This window comes from Methanosarcina sediminis, from assembly GCF_052056915.1.
Classification (GTDB): domain Archaea; phylum Halobacteriota; class Methanosarcinia; order Methanosarcinales; family Methanosarcinaceae; genus MTP4.
In genome coordinates this window covers 2,239,641-2,261,000 of sequence record NZ_CP195119.1, presented here as the reverse complement: position 1 = coordinate 2,261,000, position 21,360 = coordinate 2,239,641, and the positions used below count along the sequence as shown (strand labels likewise).

The 21,360-nt window shown below is 45.1% G+C and carries 20 protein-coding genes; 16 read left to right on the top strand and 4 right to left on the bottom strand.

Annotated features, from left to right (window positions below):
• Window positions 1-100: 100 nt before the first annotated feature.
• Entirely contained in the window at window positions 101-961 is an 861-nt protein-coding gene (locus ACSAZK_RS09685) for a protease inhibitor I42 family protein (RefSeq protein WP_440953959.1), read from the bottom strand.
• 104 nt (window positions 962-1,065) lie between these two features.
• Window positions 1,066-1,860, bottom strand: a complete 795-nt coding sequence (locus tag ACSAZK_RS09680; RefSeq protein WP_440956991.1) for a helix-turn-helix transcriptional regulator — start codon at window positions 1,858-1,860, stop codon at window positions 1,066-1,068.
• Window positions 1,861-2,285: 425 nt separating this feature from the next.
• Here ACSAZK_RS09680 and ACSAZK_RS09675 point away from each other — a divergent pair, with 425 nt between their 5' ends.
• The 15 genes from ACSAZK_RS09675 to mnhG all read left to right on the top strand — a co-directional run bounded on the left by ACSAZK_RS09675 (window position 2,286) and on the right by mnhG (window position 18,806).
• Window positions 2,286-2,960, top strand: a complete 675-nt coding sequence (locus ACSAZK_RS09675; protein ID WP_440953958.1) for a phosphoribosyltransferase — start codon at window positions 2,286-2,288, stop codon at window positions 2,958-2,960.
• 224 nt (window positions 2,961-3,184) lie between these two features.
• Window positions 3,185-3,649 carry a Zn-ribbon domain-containing protein gene (locus tag ACSAZK_RS09670; protein WP_440953957.1) on the top strand — a complete coding sequence of 155 codons (465 nt, stop codon included), beginning with the start codon at window positions 3,185-3,187 and terminating at the stop codon, window positions 3,647-3,649.
• Window positions 3,650-4,127: 478 nt separating this feature from the next.
• A complete protein-coding gene (locus tag ACSAZK_RS09665; protein ID WP_440953956.1) occupies window positions 4,128-4,994 on the top strand; it encodes a hypothetical protein in 867 nt (288 codons plus the stop codon).
• Window positions 4,995-5,154: 160 nt separating this feature from the next.
• On the top strand, window positions 5,155-6,267 hold the full coding sequence (locus ACSAZK_RS09660; RefSeq protein WP_440953955.1) for a right-handed parallel beta-helix repeat-containing protein: 1,113 nt from the start codon (window positions 5,155-5,157) through the stop codon (window positions 6,265-6,267).
• A gap of 636 nt (window positions 6,268-6,903) precedes the next feature.
• Window positions 6,904-7,662 carry an ArsR/SmtB family transcription factor gene (locus ACSAZK_RS09655; protein WP_440953954.1) on the top strand — a complete coding sequence of 253 codons (759 nt, stop codon included), beginning with the start codon at window positions 6,904-6,906 and terminating at the stop codon, window positions 7,660-7,662.
• Entirely contained in the window at window positions 7,659-9,881 is a 2,223-nt protein-coding gene (locus ACSAZK_RS09650; RefSeq protein WP_440953953.1) for a CDC48 family AAA ATPase, read from the top strand. The genes ACSAZK_RS09655 and ACSAZK_RS09650 overlap by 4 nt, the downstream gene beginning before the upstream one ends.
• A 378-nt stretch (window positions 9,882-10,259) precedes the next feature.
• A complete protein-coding gene (gene hsp20, locus ACSAZK_RS09645) occupies window positions 10,260-10,799 on the top strand; it encodes an archaeal heat shock protein Hsp20 (protein WP_440956990.1) in 540 nt (179 codons plus the stop codon).
• A 49-nt stretch (window positions 10,800-10,848) separates the two neighbouring features.
• Window positions 10,849-11,349, top strand: coding sequence for an archaeal heat shock protein Hsp20 (gene hsp20, locus ACSAZK_RS09640; RefSeq protein ID WP_440953952.1), 501 nt, complete (start codon window positions 10,849-10,851; stop codon window positions 11,347-11,349).
• Between the two features lie 1,478 nt (window positions 11,350-12,827).
• On the top strand, window positions 12,828-15,257 hold the full coding sequence (gene mbhE / locus ACSAZK_RS09635) for a hydrogen gas-evolving membrane-bound hydrogenase subunit E (protein ID WP_440953951.1): 2,430 nt from the start codon (window positions 12,828-12,830) through the stop codon (window positions 15,255-15,257).
• Window positions 15,254-15,706, top strand: a complete 453-nt coding sequence (locus tag ACSAZK_RS09630; RefSeq protein WP_440953950.1) for a monovalent cation/H+ antiporter subunit B — start codon at window positions 15,254-15,256, stop codon at window positions 15,704-15,706. Before mbhE ends, ACSAZK_RS09630 begins: the two co-directional genes overlap by 4 nt.
• The gene (locus ACSAZK_RS09625; protein ID WP_440953949.1) at window positions 15,703-16,128 is read left to right on the top strand and encodes an NADH-quinone oxidoreductase subunit K; all 426 of its coding nucleotides are present in this window, start codon (window positions 15,703-15,705) and stop codon (window positions 16,126-16,128) included. The genes ACSAZK_RS09630 and ACSAZK_RS09625 overlap by 4 nt, the downstream gene beginning before the upstream one ends.
• Window positions 16,125-17,693: a proton-conducting transporter transmembrane domain-containing protein gene (locus ACSAZK_RS09620; protein WP_440953948.1), complete on the top strand. Its 1,569-nt coding sequence runs from the start codon at window positions 16,125-16,127 to the stop codon at window positions 17,691-17,693. The genes ACSAZK_RS09625 and ACSAZK_RS09620 overlap by 4 nt, the downstream gene beginning before the upstream one ends.
• Window positions 17,690-18,187, top strand: a complete 498-nt coding sequence (locus ACSAZK_RS09615) for a Na+/H+ antiporter subunit E (protein WP_048177058.1) — start codon at window positions 17,690-17,692, stop codon at window positions 18,185-18,187. Before ACSAZK_RS09620 ends, ACSAZK_RS09615 begins: the two co-directional genes overlap by 4 nt.
• Window positions 18,184-18,456: a cation:proton antiporter gene (locus tag ACSAZK_RS09610; protein WP_048177060.1), complete on the top strand. Its 273-nt coding sequence runs from the start codon at window positions 18,184-18,186 to the stop codon at window positions 18,454-18,456. Before ACSAZK_RS09615 ends, ACSAZK_RS09610 begins: the two co-directional genes overlap by 4 nt.
• The gene (gene mnhG, locus ACSAZK_RS09605; protein WP_440953947.1) at window positions 18,456-18,806 is read left to right on the top strand and encodes a monovalent cation/H(+) antiporter subunit G; all 351 of its coding nucleotides are present in this window, start codon (window positions 18,456-18,458) and stop codon (window positions 18,804-18,806) included. Before ACSAZK_RS09610 ends, mnhG begins: the two co-directional genes overlap by 1 nt.
• 472 nt (window positions 18,807-19,278) lie before the next feature.
• Here mnhG and ACSAZK_RS09600 read toward each other — a convergent pair whose 3' ends face one another.
• Both ACSAZK_RS09600 and ACSAZK_RS09595 read right to left on the bottom strand, forming a co-directional pair.
• Window positions 19,279-19,533, bottom strand: coding sequence for a hypothetical protein (locus ACSAZK_RS09600; RefSeq protein WP_440953946.1), 255 nt, complete (start codon window positions 19,531-19,533; stop codon window positions 19,279-19,281).
• 159 nt (window positions 19,534-19,692) lie between these two features.
• Window positions 19,693-20,058, bottom strand: a complete 366-nt coding sequence (locus ACSAZK_RS09595) for a hypothetical protein (protein WP_440956989.1) — start codon at window positions 20,056-20,058, stop codon at window positions 19,693-19,695.
• A 1,002-nt stretch (window positions 20,059-21,060) separates the two neighbouring features.
• Here ACSAZK_RS09595 and ACSAZK_RS09590 point away from each other — a divergent pair.
• Window positions 21,061-21,270 (top strand): metallophosphoesterase, encoded by a 210-nt coding sequence (locus ACSAZK_RS09590; protein ID WP_440953945.1) that lies wholly within the window; start codon window positions 21,061-21,063, stop codon window positions 21,268-21,270.
• Window positions 21,271-21,360: the final 90 nt, after the last annotated feature.

Genomic DNA, 21,360 nt, shown 5'->3' with positions numbered 1-21,360 from the left:
ATCGGCTGAAAACCTGGATTTACGGTAGCGTATGCTCTCTTCGGAAAACCCTGATCCTGTCTGATCTGAAAGAAAATAATTATGTAGATTCATGGGGAAATCAGACCACTTCAATATCAAGCACGAAGATTTCTTCCTCTCCTGTTTCGTTTTCCCAGGGCCTTTTATAAATCCCCTTCAGGTGCTGGTTTCCGTCTGACACAGCTTTGATTTCCCATATATGGGCTCCACCTGCCCCTACAAGCGGCTCATCGGCTCCTTCTGGAGGTTCTGGAGATATGAATTCGTCATTAAGCAGGCTGAGTCCTTCACTCAGTTCAAGTTCCCAGGAATAGCCGGTGGTCGGGTTTTCGGAAAGTTTCAGGTAGAAGACTGTTCCGTTTTCAAAGACCGCTGTTGTCCCGTTGTCGGCTTCGGTGAATGAGGGTTTTCCTCTTGCTTCCGGGAAAGGTTCCTCTATTACATTATCAGTTGAAAGTTCGAATGTATCGGTAACCCCGTTTACATCCACGGTATATGTCCCGGCTTCCAGGCCCCGCACTTCGAGGGGAATGGTTTCCGTAAAGGGCACAAGTGCCTGGGTGCAGATCGCGTCTGCGGGTCTTTTCGTGCTGATGTTGATTTCAAAGGTATTTCCTGTCCGTTCGGTTTGAATTTCATCTATTTCCGTGCAGCCGTCGGGCAGGTTGCCTGAAGCCAATACCTTTACCTGTACCGGGAAGGACTCCAGGGTCATGATTTCTATGTTCTCTACATTTGCGGTCCCGTAGATGAATTCTTCCACATTGTCGCCTTCGTCCACGGTGTTATCCCCCCCGGTTGTGGGGCCTATCGGTTCCAGGTCCGTATCATTCTCTTCCCCCCCGTCCACGCAGCCGGAAACCACGACTGCGGCAACAAGGAGCAAAGCTGCAGCAGCTTTTACAAAATTTGGACTTTTTTTATTTTCCATTCTTTTCATTCTCACTATCCTCCGGATTCTTCTGGTGCCGTATGAATGAAAAGATGTCTCTGGTTGGATTTATCCTTTGCTTAAACTGCAGTCAGGTTCGAAGCTTTCCCGGCTCAGTTTAACTCCTTTCCACTTATTTCCCTTGCCTGTTCTTTATAATACAAGATCAGGTCTTCAACCCACTGCAGGGCTGCGGGTCCGAAACTCAGGATATTTTCCTGGTCAAAGGTGCCCTTGTGGGTCAGGAAGTTTACCATCATAAAACATTCCGTTTTCGTGAGGATTGCTATTTTTATCTCATCGGAAAGCACGAACAACTTTTTTTTCTCCTGAGTTAGAAAATTCTCCAGTTCTTCTTTGAAGTCATTTTCAAATCTTGTAAAAACACCTTCAGTGACGATTAGAGTAATTTCGGTTTCCTCATCCTTTTTTCCGATAAATGTTTTGAGGTATAATGGATGAAAAACCGAGCTCAGGGAGAGTATACGCTTTGATTTTTTTATGTTCTCCTGAAATTCTTTTGGAGGTTCAAAGATATTGTCCGGGTTGGGTCTGATCAGAGAACTGGGTTTCAATTCGTTAAGTCTTTCGAGAAAAGTAGTTGGCACCCCACTAAGGTCACGTTCCTGCCAGAAATCTTCGTTTTCCTCGATCACTTCCAGGATGTCCAGCAGGGGTTCCATTTTTTCTACGAGTATCTCTCCGAGGGGAGAAAGCACGTAGTCTCTGTCATTCTGGATTATCAGGTACTCTTCTTTCAGTTTTTTGATCTGGGGAAGCATCCCTGTAGGGTTGACGTGAAGCTCGTCCACGATTTCATCTATATTTTTACTTCCTTTTTTTAGAAGGACCAGGAGGTCTTTTCTTTTCTGGGACATGAAGAGCAGGTCAGTCAGGGTTTTTTCCATTGTTCTCACTTTTCCCTTTTTATTATTCTGAGGGATGTTTGTTGTTTTCTAATGGAGAATAAGATATCCGTTTTTCCTTTTTCGGGAACAAATCCTTCAAGAAATCCTCAGATCATTTTTTGGGGGAAGTTGTCTTAAAGGTTTCTTGAAATTACGCTTAATTAAACTTGCGAAAAGGCAGTGTAAACTATTAAAACATTTATCTCCATTTCCCTTAATATTTCCCTTAATATTTCCCTTAATATTTCTTTTAATAATTCTTCAGGATAAGACCCAACAAGAAACCTTAAAGTGATATGGCTCTGATTTATATATGTTTTCAGGAGGAAGCTTAAAATATCCCGGCTCTGAGGGCAGCGGAAGTACTGATCGCCCTATGCCGGGTTCTGGCTCAGGGAGGGCTTTGTACGGAATCATTTAAATGTGTGCTTACAAACTGGGATTATATCTACAACCTGTGCCGAAACGTGTCAAACGAAATAAAGCGCTCGGGCTACGAGCCGGACGTGATCATAGCACTTGCCAGGGGAGGCTGGTTTGCAGGGCGCGTTCTCTGTGATTTCCTGGGTCTGGACGACCTGACAAGCCTTAAAATTGAACACTATGTGGGAGAGATTGCCATTGACACGGGTGAACCCCACATCAGGTATCCGCTCTCGGACAACGTTATAAGGGGAAAAAAAGTGCTCATTGTGGACGATATCGTGGACAGCGGGGAGAGCATGCTGAGAGCCAGCGCCTACGTGGAAGGGCGAAAACCTCTGGATATCCGGACTGCTTCCCTGCAGTACGTCAAGAGTTCGAAGTTTGATCCCGATTATGTGGGAGAAAGGCTTGAGGACTGGGCCTGGATCGTTTATCCCTGGAATTTTATGGAGGCTATGCTCAACCTCATCACAAAAATTATGAGAAAATCCCCTGGAAAAAGCTGGGACCTTTCCGCTCTCAGGCACAGCCTTTACGTAAACCATGCCCTCGACCCGATAGTTTTTGAAATAACCCAGCCTGGAAGGCTTCCGGAAGTCCTTTATGAAATGGAAAGGACAGGAAAAATCAGTTCCGAGCTTCTCGACGGGAAAAAGTACTGGAAACTTCTATGAAAATGAAATATTAATTATAAATTTATCCAAACCGATATGGCTAAAAACCCTGCTTTCCATTGGAAAGTCAAAAGAAGTAAAAGAAATAGAAGTAAACAAAGCAAACGGTAAATACCACCGTACATATTATTTACGTTCAAATTAATTTACTTTCAAATTAATTTATGTTCAAATTAATTACGTTTGAATTAATTACGTTTACACTATCTATAATCGGTGAACCCATGCCCCACAGATGTACCAGATGCGGAACCGTTTTCGAAAACGGTGATGGCGCCATCCTCAGCGGCTGTCCTAATTGCGGCTGGAACAAGTTCCTCTACGTAAGAAAGGGTGAGGAAACCCGGGAAAACCAGGACAGACCCGCTGAAGAAGAGCAGAAACTGGATCTGGAATCCTCCTTTGATGAGGTGGTCAGGAATATTGACGAAGCCCTGGCGTCCGAAGAAGAAAATGAAGAAAAAGAAAAGGAAGCAGAGAAAGAGGATAAAGAAAGGGTGGAGTCTGTCAGGATCCTGGGGCCCGGTTCCTACGAACTGAACCTCGATTCTCTCTTCGGGCGCAAGGAACTCGTGATGGCTATCAAAGAGGAAGGCTCTTACGCCCTGCACCTGCCTTCGGTCTTCAGTTCTCAGAAAGAGGAAGAAAAAGCAAGAGAGAAAGGCAAAGGAAAAGGGAAGAAAAAGTAAAAATAATTCCTTTTCATGGAATTTAGGACCTTTTATGGAATACGATTTTTATGGAATTTAAGGAAAAGTTTCTGGAAACTTTTTTTCTTTTAGATTTCCGGCCTTTTTCTTGTTTCTGATTGTCCTGGCTTTTTCAGTCGGTCTTTGATCTCCTTTCTTGTGTTAGTCTTTGATTCCTTTTCTGTTTATTCGCTTATTCACTGCTTATTCGCTTGCTTATTCTCTATCATCTTTTCTTTTTACAATAGCAAATATGATTTTTATTGGAAAGTGTTATGTATCAATATGAAGATTATTCTATTAAACATGTGATTATTTATTTTATCGAAATTGCTGTTGCTTATTATTTCTGGAATGTGGAAAGATGAAAATCAGCGGCCTATCAATAATCTGTATATCTTTGCTACTAGCAGTCATTTTCAGTTCTGTTTCATTTTCTGGATGTATCTCCCAGGGGAATGAAAGTCTGGCAGGGGCTGTGGACAATGGAACGGAAGACGAAAGTGTGGTAAATGAAGGAGGGGCAGATGGGGAAGATGCAAACTTACCGCCAGGGGAAAACCCGGAGCTTAACGAAACGGGACTGAGCCGGAGTTCTCCCGAGAACCTTTCGGAAACTGGTGGGGATGGAATAATTCCGATAACAGGGTTCGACAAAAACTTGCTTGAAATCCCGGAATCCTGTGATTATGTAGACGCTGTAATCGTAAATACTGAAAAGTTCAATAAATCCGCTGCAAACGGCACGGTAAACCTGAGCCTTATGGGGGAGGATTTTGAACTGAAATTGCATGAAACGGATTATCCCACTTCGAAGACAACTTATGCAGGGTACATCACCGGAAAACCACAGAGCAACGTATTTTTCTCAATAGGCGAGGACTCGATTTCCGGGTCTATTGTCGTGGACTTCTACACATTATCATACGGGATTAGGGATACCGATGAAATGTACGATGGAAACGTGGTTCATCTCGTGTGGATGTATTATAATGAAGGGATGGACGAAAAATTGGCGGAGGAATATTCGTTAGACCCCCTGCAGTTTTTCCTGAGCAACAGCGATAAAGAAGCCCATGAAGTAAGAATCGAGCTCTTTGATTTCTACAATGAGTCCTTATTCAACGAAACCTACTCGTTAAATCCGGGCGATGAGATCGCTTCACCTGAAATAAATGTGGAACTGGGGTATTACAGTTATGAAATAACCCTGGATGGACAGCCTCCCTTCGAGCAAAAAGTAAGGGGTGATTATGCTGCCGGACTGTGTTCATCCGAAAAATTGTATATCAACCTTATAGACCATCCTGAATACCCGATGGAAATCGGGATTGAGGTTGCTTGAAGTTGGTTGAAGTTGGTTGAAGTTGGTTGAAGTTGGTTGAAGTTGCTTGAGGGGAAGTTTCCGTATGCAGAGGATTGAATCAGGAATCAGAGTTTCCCGAGGGGAGAGTTCTGGATGCAAGGGCTTGAATCGTAAATTATAATTTCTTGAGGGTGTTTCCATGCAAAATAAAGCAAAAATTGCAGTTGCGGTTCTCATTGCCCTGGCAGCAGCCTATTACGCTCTTCCTTTCTTCTATGAAACTTTCAATTACTGCCCTGTAATGGAAGAGGAAATTCATCAGGCCGTAAATTATACCGGTTCCGGAGAAATCCCATGGTCCTTTAACGATACCGATTCCTGGAATGAGATTGCTGTTTATCCCGGGGATTCGATACAGAAAGCTATAAACGGGGCTGCTTTCGGGGACATAATTGTTGTCTACCCCGGGACTTATGCGGAAAACCTTTTTGTGGACAAACCGTTGACCGTAATCTCGCATTCAGGAAATCCGGATGATACGGTTATTCGGGCTGATGATCCAGAAAATCATGTTTTCCATGTAAGTTCGGACCATGTGGCAATTAACGGATTCAATATAACCGGTGCAGGTGGCCGGGGAAAAGCGGGGATATATCTGCACGCTTCCGATGGGAATATTACCGGTAACAGGCTGGTGTACAACGATTACGGAATTTTTCTTAAGGATGCCGGGGACTGGGTACTGAAAAATAATTCCGTATCGAACGGTAAATACGGAATTTATCTTACTGACTCCGGCACGAATAACCTGATCGCCAATAAAGCAATCAACAACTCCTGGTACGGGATGTATATTAGGGACTCCGGCAACAACAGGCTGGACTCCAATCTTGCAAACTCAAACGGTAAGTATGGAATCTTTCTAAGAAATTCCGATGGCAACCGGCTGCTTGGTAACAACATCTCCAACCCGGGGATTAAGGTTGACAGAAACGGAATTCGGCTTGAGGACTCCTGCAAAAATAAGCTGATCAACAATGATGTGTCCAATAGCTGGAGGGCCGTATCACTCAGTAATTCTTCGGATAACGAGCTGAGCAAAAACGTAATCTCAATGAATTATTTCAGCATCCTTCTTGATGATTCCGATAATAATAAACTTCTGGATAACAATGTGGATTCAAACGTATACAAATATGGGATTACGCTGGCAAATTCTAGCAATAACACCCTGGAAGGCAACACTGCTGTTTCGGGGCTTGGTGTCAAAGTCTGGTCTGACCCTTACAGTGAAAACAACAGTGGAAGTTAAAGTGAGAACAACAGTGGAAGCTGAATTCTAAATGAACTATTTATTTCAGTCGAATACCTCGCCAGCTTGCTGTGGGGTGCGCCAGCGAAACTTTGATTTTTATATTTTATTGTGGATTATTTAATACCCACTTCTTCCATTTCTCTGCAAACAAATTGCACAAAGATAATTTTATATACTATCAATACTAACTTATGGTTACTAACTTATACTTCTCTTTATTCTTATTTCATTTCAAAAATCCCGAACAGGGATTTACCACGAAAAAACTTTGCTTCGGGGATGTTTACGTTAATTCCGTAAAGGAAAAACGACTTATGGGGTTAAGGACACAAAATTTCAGAAAAGCCAGGGAGCAGTAACCGAAAAAAGGTGCAGAAAGCATCGATAAGTGGTTGTTAAAATCCAGGGTGAAAGTTTGTTTTTAACATCGTCGTAACAATTTACCTGAAAATTGCGAATCAATTGATAACAAAGCAAGCGCAATTCAATGTATGATTTATCATCCGTAAATTAACGCATAATAGATCAATCACGATTTGGTGTGCAATACATAAGTCACAAATTAACTTGCTATAGGGTGGAAATCACTTTTCAACATTTAGCTATCGCAAAAGCCATCGAAGGGGAAAAACAATGGAACCAGCAAAATTACTTGACATCCTGGGGAATGAAAACCGCAGGAAGATTATTCAGCTTCTTGCAAACAGGCCCTGCTATGTCAGTGAGATCTCGGGCAGGCTTGGGGTTGGGCCAAAGGCTATCATCAACCATCTGAGCTTGCTTGAGCAGGCTGGACTGATAGAGTGCAGCGTGGACGAGCAGAGGCGGAAATATTTCAACATCGCCAATAACATGAGGCTGGAAGTGTCGGTATCCCCTTATGCCTATACGGTGTCGCTTCAGGACATCTCTTTTGAAACGGGAAGGAAAGGGGGAGGTCAGGAGAAGAAAGGAAGTGCCGGGAGCGCCCCGGAGACAAATGGTGTGATCCAGGGAAACGCTCCTGCTGCTGCCGGGAAGAAAGAAGTTTCTTCCAGGCCCGAACCTCTGGCTGTTTTCCTGAAACTGAGCGGAAGGCTCCGGGAACTGAAAACAAGACATGCAGAGCTTGCGAGGATGCAGCAGCAGCTCCAGGCTGACTATACCCGGCTGATGGATAGCTGCCTGGACTCTATCGAGGGGGTTGCAAAAAATCCTGTGGAGTGTGAGATCCTCTTTGAGCTTTTGAAGAACGAAACCACTGCAGCCGCACTTTGCTATAACCTGCGCCTGCACCCGAGCATCATTAACGCTAACCTCATTGACCTTGCAGAGAGGGGTTTTATCCAATACGCGATCAGGAATAACCAGCAGTACTGGAAAATACGTGAGAAGGGAGAAGAGAAGGTATGACTGAAGACGTAAACTTGAGAGTCGCCGAAGCTTATCACAAGGATGTTGGAAGAGGCATTGCAAGGATCGACACCCGCCTGATGCAGCAGATGGGACTTGTGAGCGGGGATATCATTGAGATATCAGGCAAAGCCAATACCTACGCCATTGTCTGGCCAAACGTGGAACGCGGACCCGGGCAGGAAAACCGGATTCGTATAGACGGAAACCTGCGCAGCAATGCAAAAGTAGGGATTGACGATAAGGTTACGATCCAGAAAGTCCGGGCAAAACACGCCCAGAGAGTCACCCTGACTCCTTCCCAGTCGGTAAGGCTTGTCGGGGGTGCCCATTACATCCTCAGGATCATTGAGGGGAGGCCTCTTAACAAGGGGCAGCAGATCAGGGTGGAGACCGTAAACAACCCCCTGACTTTCGTGGTTACGTCTACAAAGCCCGCAGGCCCGGTTGTGGTTACAAAAGATACCGAGATCGTCATCAAGGAAAAGTCCCTTGAGGAGATTCAGACTCCGGAAGGTATCTCTTATGAGGATATCGGAGGGCTCAGGCGGGAAATCCAGCTTGTAAGGGAAATGATCGAACTTCCTCTCAGGCACCCGGAGCTTTTCCAGAAACTCGGGATCGAACCTCCGAAAGGTGTGCTTTTGCACGGGCCCCCCGGAACCGGCAAGACCCTGATTGCAAAAGCTGTTGCCAGTGAAACCGATTCTAACTTCATTACCATCAGCGGCCCGGAAATTGTCTCAAAATACTACGGGGAAAGTGAGCATAAACTCAGGGAAATCTTTGAGGAAGCGGAAAGGGATTCTCCTTCAATCATCTTCATAGACGAGATCGATTCCATTGCCCCGAAGCGTGAAGAAGTCACCGGGGAAATGGAACGCAGGGTCGTTGCCCAGCTGCTTTCCCTGATGGACGGGCTGCAGTCCAGGGGTGAGGTTGTGGTGATTGCTGCTACGAACCGTCCGAACTCCATAGACGAAGCCCTCAGGAGAGGCGGGAGGTTCGACCGGGAAATTGAGATCGGGATCCCTGACCGGAACGGCAGGAAGCAGGTCCTCCTTATCCATACCAGGGGTATGCCTCTTGAAAAAGACATAAACCTTTCCGAGATTGCTGACGTGACCCATGGTTTCGTGGGAGCGGACCTCTCTTCCCTCTGTAAGGAAGCTGCCATGCACGCCCTCAGGCGGATCACTCCAGATATTGATATCGATGAAGAGATCCCACAGGAGGTCCTGGATAACCTGGAGGTCAAGAAGGAAGATTTCAGGGAAGCCCTGAAGAACATCGAACCCTCTGCAATGCGTGAAGTCTTTGTGGAAGTTCCCCATGTGGAATGGGGGGACGTCGGAGGACTTGAAAAAGCAAAACAGGAACTGGTCGAAGCCGTGGAATGGCCTCTCAAGTACCCCGAAATGTTCAGGTTAGTCAAAATAAAGCCTCCCAGGGGAGTGCTGCTTTTCGGGCCGCCGGGTACGGGGAAGACCCTGCTTGCAAAAGCCGTTGCCAGTGAAAGCGATGCTAACTTTATCAGCATCAAGGGCCCCGAACTTCTCAGCAAGTACGTTGGGGAATCCGAGCGGGCGATCCGGGAGACTTTCCGGAAGGCAAAGCAGGCTGCTCCAACGGTGGTGTTCTTTGACGAGATCGACTCCATTGCTCCCCAGAGGAGTGCCGTTTCGGATACCCACGTTTCCGAAAGGGTTGTAAGCCAGATCCTGACCGAACTTGACGGGATCGAGGAGCTTAAAGATGTTATCATCGTGGCTGCCACGAACCGTCCGGATATGGTAGACCCGGCTCTCCTTCGTCCGGGACGTTTCGACAGGCTCATATACATAAGGCCTCCCGATAAGGCTAGCAGGGAGAAAATCTTTGAGATCCACCTGAAAGATAAACCCCTTGCAGAAGATGTAAGCTTTAGCGAACTTGCAGAGAAAACCGAAGGTTATGTGGGAGCCGATATCGAAGGTATTTGCAGGGAAGCTTCAATGCTTGCCCTCCGGGAAGTAATCTGCTCCGGGATCAGCAGAAAGGAGCTCATGGAAAGGGCAAGGAACATTAAGCTTACGAAGAAGCACTTTGGACAGGCAGTCCGCCGGGTGAAACCCACAACCTCAAGGGAGACGCTCGGGATTTACGAACAAAGTGCCGAACTCTTTGCCAAACATGCCACCGAGATTGACGAAGGAGTTTGCGAAATCAGTAATGAATAACCGGGACCTTAAGTCGTGGAAGAGGCAGACACAGTCCTGGCTCCGGGGAAGATAAGGCTGTTTGGAGACATTAAGGCTGTTTGGAGACATTAAGGCTGTTTGGAGACATTAAGGCTGTTTGGAGACATTAAGGCTGCTTGGAGACATTAAGGCTGCTTGGAGACACATTCTCTGCCGGGGCATTTCCGGCCCATTGAATGTTGATTAAAGCCGGTTTTATTAAACCGGCTTATGACTTTTTGACTTATTGACTTCACGACTTAAAGATGATTTCACGACTAATGGATGCCTACCGGCTAAAATGATGACTGCTGACATAGATGACTATCCGAAAAAATAGATGCCTACCGGATATTAATATATGGAGTGATGAATATGGTGGACAGAGACTGGAGAAAAAGGAGAAGTTTCTTTGATGAAATGTTCGGGATCGATCCCCTGCAGGACATGGAAGAGATGTTCGATCGTATCAGCAGGGCCATGGGAATGGATATGAACATGAACGATTTCGAGAAACATCCCTTCGTCTACGGCTTTTCCATAACCCGGCGGCCGGGAGAAGAACCTGAGGTCCGGGAGTTCGGGAATATCCCGTCCGCCTTTGAACAGCGGGACGAAATCGAGGGGCAGCACTACTCTGACATGCGAAGGCCCCTGATCGATATTCTGGAAGACGAGGAGACTGTGCATGTGATTGCGGAGATGCCGGGAATCAAAAAAGAAAATATCCGGTTGAACGCAACTGATTTAATACTTGAAATCGAAACAGTAAATGGGAATCCAAAATATTCCGAACGTGTGGAACTGCCCGTAAAGGTGGACCCCCAGAGCGCAAAAGCCACATACAAAAACGGTGTGCTGGAAGTTATCTTTAAGCGGCTGGAATCCAGTTCCCGGACTTCTATCGATATCGAGTGAAGTTTTCCGAGTAAAGTTTTCCGGAGCGCAAGGAAAAGCAGAGGTAATAATGGTGGGCGCAAGAAAAAGAAAAGATTTCTTTGAAGACTTTGGATCCGAACTTTTTGACAATCTGGAAGAGATGATAGATGCCCTCCTGGATGAGATGGGGGAATCCTCTCCCTTTGTTTACGGATTTTCCATCATCCACCGCCCGGGCGAAGACCCGGAGATCCGGGAGTTCGGAAACGTTTCTGAATCTTCCCAGGAGGAAGGGGATTTCGTTTCCCCTGAAGCTAAAGAACCTTTGATCGATGTATTCGAAACTGATGAAACGGTTCAGGTACTTGCAGAGTTTCCAGAAGCCGAAAAAGAAGATATCTGCCTGCGGGCAACAGCCAGTTCCCTTGAAATCATGGTTTCAGGACTTTCCGGCAGTTACTCGGAAAATGTGGAGCTTCCGGTTCCGGTAGACCCTAAGAGTGCGAAGGCAAGTTACAAAAACGGTGTACTTGAAGTGACCTTCAGGCGCTATCTGGAAGAAGGCCCCATAACAATTGATATTGAGTAAAGGGATTTAGAGAAATCCCGAATGGACCTGAAGAAACCCAAAAGATCAACAAAATAATCTGAAAAAATCCAAGTGGAAATCCGAAAAGAAACCCGAAAGAAACCCTGATAATTGAGACCCTGTCAAATTTGAATGGTGCTTTAATGAAGCTTAAATAAATCCATCAAAAGGGTTTCGAATAATAACAACCCCTCCAAAAAAGTCTTAAAATTCTGGACACTTACTGAAAATACTTGAAACTTCTGGAAAAGTCTTCTGGAGACGGTGAAAGAGATATTGAGAATATTATATCAGGGGAACAAATGAGAATAAAGCAGAAGAAGGTGAAAACTTTCTTTTGCGTTTTGCTTTTCTGAAGTGACCTTTTACTTGCTGACCGGATATTTTTTCCGTCTGTATCCTAAAAAAATCTTTTCTGTTCGTCGAGATTCTGCTTGATAGGAATTGTTTGATAGGAATTGTTTGATAGGAATTGTTTGATAGAATTGTTTGATAGGAATTGTTTGATAGAATTGTTTGATAGAATTGTTTGATAGAATTGTTTGATAGAATTGTTTGATAGAATTGTTTGATAGAATTGTTTGATAGAATTGTTTGATTTGAATTGTTTGATTTGAATTGTTTGACCAGATTCTGTTGGTTTGGGAGTTTTTTCATATTTTTGTATTATACCTCTTAGACAGATTTTTTAGTCGGTTTTTCTTTTTTTTGTCTGACTATTTTCTATTGCGAACAGTTTTCCTTTTTTCTGTCTTGCCTGTTTTCTAACTACTCCGGTTTTTTGGAAACTTTGTCTAATAAACATTTTTCCTTTTTTTTTCCTTTTTTTGCATAAATATTCGTTTTTTCGACCAATTTTTTCCAGGCAACTTTTATAATTCCATAAAAATCTCTCTATGTTTTTCTTTTAAAATATACAAAATATTTTTTGTTATATTTGATTATATTTATAAAATTTTTTCATACGCATTGCATAATTCTATTTCTATTGTGTTATTTAAATATATTGTGAAAAATTTATATTTTTAATGTTTAGCTTTTTGTTTTTGCAATTTTCTTTCAAAAAAATATCTATCTACAGAATGCTATAATTTTCATTGATGTCGGAGGGGGTCATTTATTTACTTCCTTTATTATGCAGCTAAAATTCTTTTCACAATATACAAAAAATTTCAATGGCGTTGGAATTAAGGAAAAATATGTAGGTTTGATGGGAGGATGTCACACCGTTATTCGGGAATCTGTGGGTGGGGTTTCTTATGTAGGTTTGAGCAAAAAATAGTTTGCTTGATATTGAAGAGGCCTCAAACAAAAACCGAAACATTTTTACTATATGACAAAAGAGTATAGGCTGAGGAAAATAGAGGCTAACTACATCTCTTTATTTTCTACGTGGATTGAATTTTGGATTGAAATTTTTATGCCTGACTATAACTAATTGAATCTATAAACAATTTCAGAGGTTGGGTTGATGATTCATGGATCCATTTAATGCAATAGTAATAGCTGTCTTTTTACCATTTATACTTGCATGGACATTACCCGTATTATATAGCGTATTTAAACAAAGGATAGGCTGGATTGCAGCAGGCATTGCGTTTGTCTGTTTTGCACTGAATACCCAGGTTATCCCTTACGCTATGGCGGGCACTCCTGTACAGGGTTCGTGGGTCTGGTTGCCGACAGCGGGTCTATCTTTTGACATTTACGGAGACGGCTTGGCCGTTCTCCTGGCGCTAATCGTTTCAGGCGTTGGTGTTATCATCATGTCCTATTCAAACGGTTACATGTCCACAAAGGAAGACCTGCCGAGGTACTACCAGTGGCTCCTACTCTTCATGGGTGCAATGCTGGGCATTGCCTATACGGATAATACAATCCAGATGTTTATTTTTTGGGAACTGACTAGTATCACATCGTTCATGCTTATCGGATACTGGAGAGAAAGACCAGAATCCGTATACGGCGCAACCAAAGCCCTGCTGGTAACGGCCGGTGGCGGACTTTTCATGTTCTTAGGTTTCCTGCTGCTAAGGATTGCTGCAGGTACCTACGGGATATCGGAGGTTGCCCAGAGTGCTGAACTGCTCTCGGCAGTTCATGGAAGTGAGCTTTACCTTGTAACCCTCATCCTGATCTTTATCGGGGCTGCTTCCAAATCGGCACAGGGACCCTTCTATATTTGGCTGCCCAATGCTATGGAAGCTCCGACTCCTGTAAGTGCATTCCTGCACTCGGCTACAATGGTCAAGGCCGGTGTTTACCTGGTTGCAAGGCTACACCCCATCCTTTCGGGTACTCCCGAATGGCTGATCATTGTTTCAGGAACAGGAATGATCACCATGGTGATGGCGGGTTTCATGGCCTTCCGGCAGACGGACATCAAAGGTATCCTGGCCTATTCGACAATCAGCCAGCTGGCTTATCTGATGACCATGTACGGCTATAGTACGGCCGAACATCCGGGCCTGGGCTTCGCTGCAGCGACTTTCCACCTGCTAAACCACTCTACCTTTAAAGCTACGCTCTTCCTGATGGCGGGTATAGTGGCTCATGAGACCGCCACCCGAGACATACGAAAACTGGGTGGTTTGCGAAAGGAGATGCCAAAAACATTTATAATCGGAGTTATTGCAGCAGCTTCCATGGCAGGTGTACCCCCACTCAATGGTTTCCTGAGCAAAGAAATGTTCTATGAAACATCTCTTGAGATAGGTGCGCTGGTTACGGAAACCTACGGAGGACCCTGGAACATCATCTTCCCGGTGGTTGCAGTGATGGGTGGTGTTTTCACCCTTATGTATTCCATCAGGCTGATAGACGGGATTTTCCTTGGAGAAAGGACCACAGACCCGGACATCCCTCACCATGTGCATGAAGCCCCCTGGGTCATGCTGACTCCGGCCTTCTTCCTGGTAGGTCTGATCATCTTCTTCGGTATCTATCCGAAGTTCCCGATTGAGACTCTGATCCAGCCTGCATACAGTGGTCAGGTTCCAGGTGCCGAACACCTGCACGTAGCGCTATGGCATGGAGTTACCACGCCGCTTTTGATGACGATAGCAACCTTTGCCATCGGTATCGTGCTTTACAAGTTCTATGACCCACTCGCTGCCTGGCAGAACAGCTTCAATGCCAAGCTCCCCTGGATCAGTGTGAACTACTGGTACGATGCAACCGTAAACAATGCAAAGGGTATATGCAAGAAGTTTGCAATCATTACCCAGCCAGGTCCCCTGGGAGGCTATATCAAGATCGTGCAACTTTTCATGATCTTCCTGGTAGTGGCCCCGTTCCTGGCTTACTTCGGATTAGGATACGGTTTTGCAGACATCCTGCCTGAGGGCATGAATTTCAGTGCACAGCCCTACGAAATCGTTCTCTATGCCCTGATTATTGTAACAGCTTTGGGTGCTGCGATAATCCCGAGATACCTGCCTGCGGTCATATCCCTCTCTGGTGTAGGTTTCCTGGTATCTCTGCTTTACATGTACCTCAAAGCCCCTGACCTTGCAATGACCCAGGTCTGTGTGGAAACGCTTTCCACCATTATCTTCATCCTGGTAATCATGAGGCTCCCCCAGAAATTCAAAGAGCCCATGCCAGCGGGTAAAGTCCTGGTGAACCTTGTAATCTCAGGTGCAGTTGCGTTTTCAGTCTTTGCCATTATGGTAAACGCAGGCGTTGGAATCCTGGGCCCATTCGAGTCCTTCTCTCACTACTTCATGGAATACAGCCTGCAGCTGACCGGTGGACTCAACGTGGTAAACGTGATAGTCGTGGACTTCAGAGGCTACGATACCATCGGAGAAATTTCGGTGCTGTCCCTTGCAGCTCTGGGTGTCTATAACCTGATCCTGAGTAGAGCCGGATCCGGATCTGCAGCTGAAGGAGGTGAGGAAGAATGACCACGGTAATAACCAAAACAATCGCAAAGGTTTGTTTGATGGTGGACATGCTCTACTCACTCGACCTTCTGCTGATCGGAGGAAATCGGCCGGGTGGAGGTTTCATCGGCGGTGTGCTCTGTGCATGCGGAATCGGACTGATCTACGTGGCATACGGGTACGAGGATGTCAAGAAATTCTGGAACCCGGACTGGCATACTTGGTTCGGCTATGGTCTCTTATTTGCAAGCATAACGGCGCTGTCCCCCTTACTTGCAGGTCACAACTATTTCAGAAGTGCGTTTGAGTTATCCCCGCTGATAGTGGGAGGTTTCCACCTGGGTGAGCTCGAACTGGTCTCATCGATGTTCTTTGACCTTGGTGTATACTTTGTTGTGATTGGCGGACTACTGTTTATCGTAACGCAAGTAGGTATGGACAAAGGAAAAGACCCGGAGGGTGGAAAATGAATAATGTTATGCTTGCTCTCACTATATCTCTGCTCTTTGGAATCGGGACTTTCCTGATCCTCAGACGGGATATGATGAAAGTTATTATCGGTTTTGGGATCGTTTCCCATGCCATAAACCTCTATATTGTTGCAAGCGGGGTTTTCAGTGACGGTACCCTCGTGCCGATCCTGGAACACCACCAGGCTGTTCATGGTCTTGACCAGGGCCTGATGGTCGCTGATGACGTGGCAGCAGGGGTAATCGGGCCGATAACGACCAACCCATATACGGAGTTTGCGGACCCCCTGGTTCAGGCCCTCGTGCTCACAGCCATTGTGATTGGGCTTGCGACAACGGCCTTTATCCTGACCCTCGCATACCGTACCTATGAAGAATACGGTACCACCGATGTACAGGAACTCAGGAGGTTGTGGGGATGAGCTTTTTAATGGAACATCTTCCAATCCTCCTGATTGCCATTCCCCTTTTGATGGCTCCTATCACGATCCTGACCAAATCTTCTCCGGGGCTGCAAAAGGCACTGGATATGGTGGCAAGTGTTGGGTTGCTGGCTTTAAGCGGGCTCCTGCTCTCTTCGGTCTGGAATGGCGGGATTACGGTTTATGAAGTTGGAGAATTCGGGAAGTACGGGATCGTGCTTGTAGCCGACCTCCTCAGTGCTTCAATGGTAGGCCTAAACTGCTTAATCGGCTGTATGGGCCTGATTTACTCCTACGATTATATCGAAAGTAAATCCCTGAACCTGACTTACCATTCCCTGTACAACCTGATGCTAGCCGGGATCAACGGTATCTTCCTGACAGGGGATATCTTCAACCTGTTTGTCTTCTTCGAGATCATGCTGCTCTCCTCGGGAGCTTTGATCGTTGCAAACGAAACCTCAACGGTTACGAAAATCTCGGATAAGATGGAAGCCACCCTGAAGTACATTGTCCTGAACATGCTCGGGTCAAACGTGATGTTGATTGCCGTAGCTTCTCTCTACGCTTCCATCGGTTCCCTGAACATGGCTGACATTGCCATTAAGGTCAGGATTCTTGCCGAGGCAGGAACCCTTCCCTGGCACATGTATGCTATCGGGCTGCTCTTCATCATCGTATTCGGAGGAAAGGCAGCAGTCTTCCCTCTGCACTACTGGCTTCCGGATGTGCACCCCACAGCTCCGTCCCCGATTAGTGCAATGCTGAGTGGTGTGATTATTAAGATCGGAGCTTATGGCATACTTAGGGTCCTCTTTGTGATCTTTGCTCCCCTTCAAGGGGTCTTTGGACCGATTCTCCTCATGATGGCTCTGATTACCATAGGACTTGGAGCAACCTCTGCCATAGGGCAAAATGATGTTAAGCGTCTACTGGCTTATTCCAGTGTATCCCAGATCGGATACGTCTTCCTGGGCTTTGGAATGGGAGCAGTCGCTTATGCAGAAGGTTTTGTGGCTGGAGCCACTTTAATCATTGCAGCTTCTTTTGTCTATCTGGTAAACCACGCTCTTGCAAAGAGCATGTTGTTCCTTACTTCCGGTGGAATCATCCACCACGCGGAGACAAGGGATATGCGCAAGATGGGCGGCATGATTAACAGCAATCCTTTAATGGCCGGTGCTTTCCTGGTGGGAGCAATGTCCATTGGAGGGGTGCCCCCGATGGGCGGGTTCATTGCCAAGTTCTCACTCTTTGACACAGGTCTCAGGTCGGAGTTCTACATACCGATTTTGATCGCCCTGGTGTTTGCAGTATTCACTCTGTTCTATATGTTCAGAGGCTGGATGCTTATCTTCTGGGGAGAAAGGGATCCGCAGTACGGGGAATATTCCCATCACAAATTGTCCTTCCTGATGGTGGGCCCGATCCTGTTCCTGGCAGCACTTGTACTGATTTTCGGAATATATGCAGAGCCTCTCCTGGATATTGCACAGACAATTGCAGCACAGGTCATAGATCCGCAGCCTTATATTGATGCAGTATTAGTGAGGGTGATAAGATGAAGCGTCGTCTTATTGTTTACCTGGGACTCCCGGTAATATGGTGTTTGGTAAGTGGCCAGGTGACCATAGGCAGCCTTTTCCTGGGCTTCATCTTCGGAATGGTGGTCGTCCAGCCTTTCAGTAAACTCTACCGTCTGGATGAAGTTGTAACACCTACGGGAGATTGGCTTGCAAAGATCCCCAAGAAACTGGTGTACTTCTATGTACTGATCAAGGAGATCATAAAAGCGAACATCGTGGTCGCAAAGATCGTTCTTAGCCCAAAAATCGACATCAACCCCGGAATTATCAGGGTTCCCATAAGAACCAAGACCAATATTGGGATTACCGGTATTGCAAACACGATTACCCTAACTCCCGGGACGCTTACGGTGGACATCTCCGACGACAACACTGCGCTCTTTGTGCATTCGATCGACGCGTCAGATCCCCAGGGTCTCCGTGAATCCATCCGTGACGACCTAGAAAAATACGTGCTGGAGGCATTCGAATGATTACTCTGGAACAAGCAGACTTCCTGGCCCTGATAATTATGGTAGCCGCAACAGCACCGTGTATCTACAGGGTGCTCTACGGTCCGACTCTTCCGGACAGGATTGCGGCTGAGGATGCCATGGGTAATGCCCTTGTGGTGATATTCGCGCTCTACGCTTTTCAGGCGAGCTCGATCTTCCTGATGGACGTCGCCATGCTCCTTGCAATCATCTCCTTTGTGGGGACAATTGTGGTTGCAAAGTATCTCGATAAAGGGGAGGTGATCTGATGGCAGATGAACTGGCACTCGTGGCAGATATCCTTAGCATTATCAGCCTGCTTGTAGGGATCTTCTTCCTCTCTGTGGGTATGATTGGCCTCCTGCGTCTGCCTGATGTTTACAACAGGCTGCACGCAACCACCAAGGTCGGTACCCTCGGGGCTTTCGGGGTTCTCCTGAGCATCCTGTTTCAGGAAGGTATTACCCCCATGGGCATCAAAGCCTTTACAGTAGGGCTTTTCATCCTCCTGACTTCCCCTATTTCCGGACACATGATTGCCCGGGCGGCATACAGGATGGGAGTAAAGTTCTGTGATGGTACTTGCATTGATGAGTACGCAGGCCAGAGAAAAGATTGAAGACAAAATGGGTGTGTTTTCCAAACACATTCATTCCTTTTTCGTTTTTTATTTGTTTTTCATTTCTTTTCTTTTCTTTTCTTTTCATTTCTTTTCTGATTTCTTAATTATCCTTTCAATGTATTCTCTGCTTTTTCATAATTTTAATATCCCTGATTTTTTAAGGTAAATCTTTAACTGGTACGTATACTTAATATTTCATGCATGCCTTCTTTGAAAGGATTTTCTTGATTTTGTGAAAAGATTTTTAGGGCCCTGTTTGGAATCACCTTTTTAATATATCCCCTTTAAAATTTGCTGAGATCAAATATTTGAAGGGAAATAATTTCTCCTTACAGGCTGGAATTATCTGTTCAGTAAAAATCGTTTTCTCCTGAAAACAGGAAGTTGGTTCTTTTTTCTGTCAGGAAAAATATTGAGCTGTATTTTAAAAACACCATCGGTTATGCTATATATTTTTGAGTTATATTATTTATTGCCAGTACGGCCCGGAAGAATTTGGGTTTTTCGCAAGGAGGACATGGAAGACCCGCCTGCTCCTGTCCTGCCGGCCTGGATACGAAAAAACGGTTTCAAGCGTGGTAAGCATCCCCCATCCCACGCAAAGCTTTGAGAATTGACGTATTATGAATGTGAACCTCTTCAGGGAGTTCTCTTTGAAAAACGTCGGTTCTGCAAAGTCCGCTCCCATAAAAAATTTGAAGTGCGAAATGGACTTTGCTTCCATGAAAATATTAGCCTCTTAAATGAAAGCATCTCCACAAAAAAAGCTTTGCCCCTTTTGCGGGGTTTTATTTCCGAATAGTCCACTCTCGGGAATTTACTTCCAAAACGTAGTCGCTTTCATGGAAGCTTATTCCGGTAAAAAAAGGATAGTCTTTGATGACTATCCTTTTTGAATCATCCTCATGAGTTCTCTGGAAGTTCCTGTGCCTTCTTGCGGGGGTTCAATTTTCCAAATAAAAAGTGCAAGTGAACCTGCATTAAGTGAACCTGCATTAAGCGACCCTACATTAAGTGAACCTGCATTAAGCGAACCTGCATTAAGCGAACCTGCATTAAGCGAACCTGCATTAAGTGAACTTGCATTAAGCGAACCTGCATTAAGCGAACCTGCATTAAGTGAACTTGCATTAAGCGAACCTGCATTAAGCGAACCTGCATTAAGCGACCCTACATTAAGTGAACCTGCATTAAGCGAACCTGCAATCTTGAGTTTCCCAACAGATGCATAGCCTTGAAGATAACTCATGTGGATGAAAATTTGAAATTCAGCTTTTTCCAATTTAATCTTTTTAGTCTGAAATTGATTCTCTCAAAGTTTCTGCCAATTTCCTGATGTCTCAGATTCCAGTTTTTATCTAAAATATACTTAATTCTGCGGGTTGTCAATTCAGGACCTCCGGATATATCAGGAAGCAGTTTAGAATCAAAAGGCCTGTGAATATCAACGACGTGTTGAAAAACAACACAGTTTATGCTATATACTTTAGAATTATTTTAGGTACTACTTGGTCGGTCCGGAAGAATTTGGGCTTTCGGCAAGAAGGACACGGAAGGCCCGCCTGCTCCTGTCCTGCCGGCTCGGAGGTAAAAAACGGTGTCTTGCGTGGTGACATACCCTTATCCCATGCATGGCTTTGAAAATTGACAGGTTATGGATGTTAATTAACCTTTTCAATGGGAGTTCTTCCCTAAAAACAGCGGTTCTGCAAAGCCCGCTCCCATAAAAACGGTTGAAAACCCTTTAACTGGCTTTGCTTCCGTAAAAAACGGCAGTCTCTGAAAAGAGGAGATCTAAACAAAAACGGCTTGCCTCTTTTTGGAGTTATTTCCGAAAAAACGTTAGTTCCTTTCGGGAATTTACTTCGAAAAACGTTAGTTCCCTTCCACAGGAATTTATTCCTGTAAAAAAGGATAGTTTTGACAGCTATCCTTCTGAATCATCCTTATGGGTTATTTAAGGTTCCTGAGTCTCCTTTCAGTGATCCGACCATTCCAGATTAAGTGTGTGCAAACCCTACAATTTTGGTTTTTCCAAAAGGTGCAGGAGCCGGAAATAACTCATGAGGGATATACCTTCTTTTTTCTTTCTTATATTCCAAAAACCCACGTCTATCTATTTAATATTGGCTTCTCTACTTTTTATGTTGGTGTATAGTATAAATCGAATAACTAATTATATGATGCCCTAACTCCTCTTTTTGGAAAACAGCATGATATGAAAATAAACCTGACAGAGGAATCATATACCATGCGAATAGTGCATCTTTCGGACATTCACTTTTCAGAAGCATATTATCTGCCGGAAATTGCGGATGGCATGCTTGAAAGCATAAACCGGTATTCTCCGGATATTGTTGTAATTACGGGGGATCTGACGGAAAACGGGCTCGCCGCCATGTCCGGGTTCGGAGGGTGTTTGCAGGGGAAAAAAGAACTGGCTGTGGATACGATAATTTAAGTAAGTTGCGGGACTACCGAATGTACCGGAATTCCTGAATTTGCTCTTCTCCAGTGCGCATTCGGAATTTTCCCTTCTTTTCTTTTATAT

Excerpts from the sequence above, each read along its gene's own strand:
- ACSAZK_RS09660 (WP_440953955.1), top strand. The coding sequence starts at position 5,155 with ATGCAAAATAAAGCAAAAATTGCAGTTGCGGTTCTCATTGCCCTGGCA.
- ACSAZK_RS09625 (WP_440953949.1), top strand. The coding sequence starts at position 15,703 with ATGAATAATGTTATGCTTGCTCTCACTATATCTCTGCTCTTTGGAATC.
- ACSAZK_RS09600 (WP_440953946.1), bottom strand. The coding sequence starts at position 19,533 with ATGGAAGCAAAGTCCATTTCGCACTTCAAATTTTTTATGGGAGCGGAC.
- ACSAZK_RS09650 (WP_440953953.1), top strand. The coding sequence starts at position 7,659 with ATGACTGAAGACGTAAACTTGAGAGTCGCCGAAGCTTATCACAAGGAT.
- ACSAZK_RS09620 (WP_440953948.1), top strand. The coding sequence starts at position 16,125 with ATGAGCTTTTTAATGGAACATCTTCCAATCCTCCTGATTGCCATTCCC.
- ACSAZK_RS09685 (WP_440953959.1), bottom strand. The coding sequence starts at position 961 with ATGAAAAGAATGGAAAATAAAAAAAGTCCAAATTTTGTAAAAGCTGCT.
- ACSAZK_RS09670 (WP_440953957.1), top strand. The coding sequence starts at position 3,185 with ATGCCCCACAGATGTACCAGATGCGGAACCGTTTTCGAAAACGGTGAT.
- ACSAZK_RS09680 (WP_440956991.1), bottom strand. The coding sequence starts at position 1,860 with ATGGAAAAAACCCTGACTGACCTGCTCTTCATGTCCCAGAAAAGAAAA.
- ACSAZK_RS09655 (WP_440953954.1), top strand. The coding sequence starts at position 6,904 with ATGGAACCAGCAAAATTACTTGACATCCTGGGGAATGAAAACCGCAGG.
- ACSAZK_RS09590 (WP_440953945.1), top strand. The coding sequence starts at position 21,061 with ATGCGAATAGTGCATCTTTCGGACATTCACTTTTCAGAAGCATATTAT.
- ACSAZK_RS09615 (WP_048177058.1), top strand. The coding sequence starts at position 17,690 with ATGAAGCGTCGTCTTATTGTTTACCTGGGACTCCCGGTAATATGGTGT.
- hsp20 (WP_440953952.1), top strand. The coding sequence starts at position 10,849 with ATGGTGGGCGCAAGAAAAAGAAAAGATTTCTTTGAAGACTTTGGATCC.
- ACSAZK_RS09610 (WP_048177060.1), top strand. The coding sequence starts at position 18,184 with ATGATTACTCTGGAACAAGCAGACTTCCTGGCCCTGATAATTATGGTA.
- ACSAZK_RS09630 (WP_440953950.1), top strand. The coding sequence starts at position 15,254 with ATGACCACGGTAATAACCAAAACAATCGCAAAGGTTTGTTTGATGGTG.
- mbhE (WP_440953951.1), top strand. The coding sequence starts at position 12,828 with ATGGATCCATTTAATGCAATAGTAATAGCTGTCTTTTTACCATTTATA.
- mnhG (WP_440953947.1), top strand. The coding sequence starts at position 18,456 with ATGGCAGATGAACTGGCACTCGTGGCAGATATCCTTAGCATTATCAGC.
- ACSAZK_RS09595 (WP_440956989.1), bottom strand. The coding sequence starts at position 20,058 with ATGAGTTATCTTCAAGGCTATGCATCTGTTGGGAAACTCAAGATTGCA.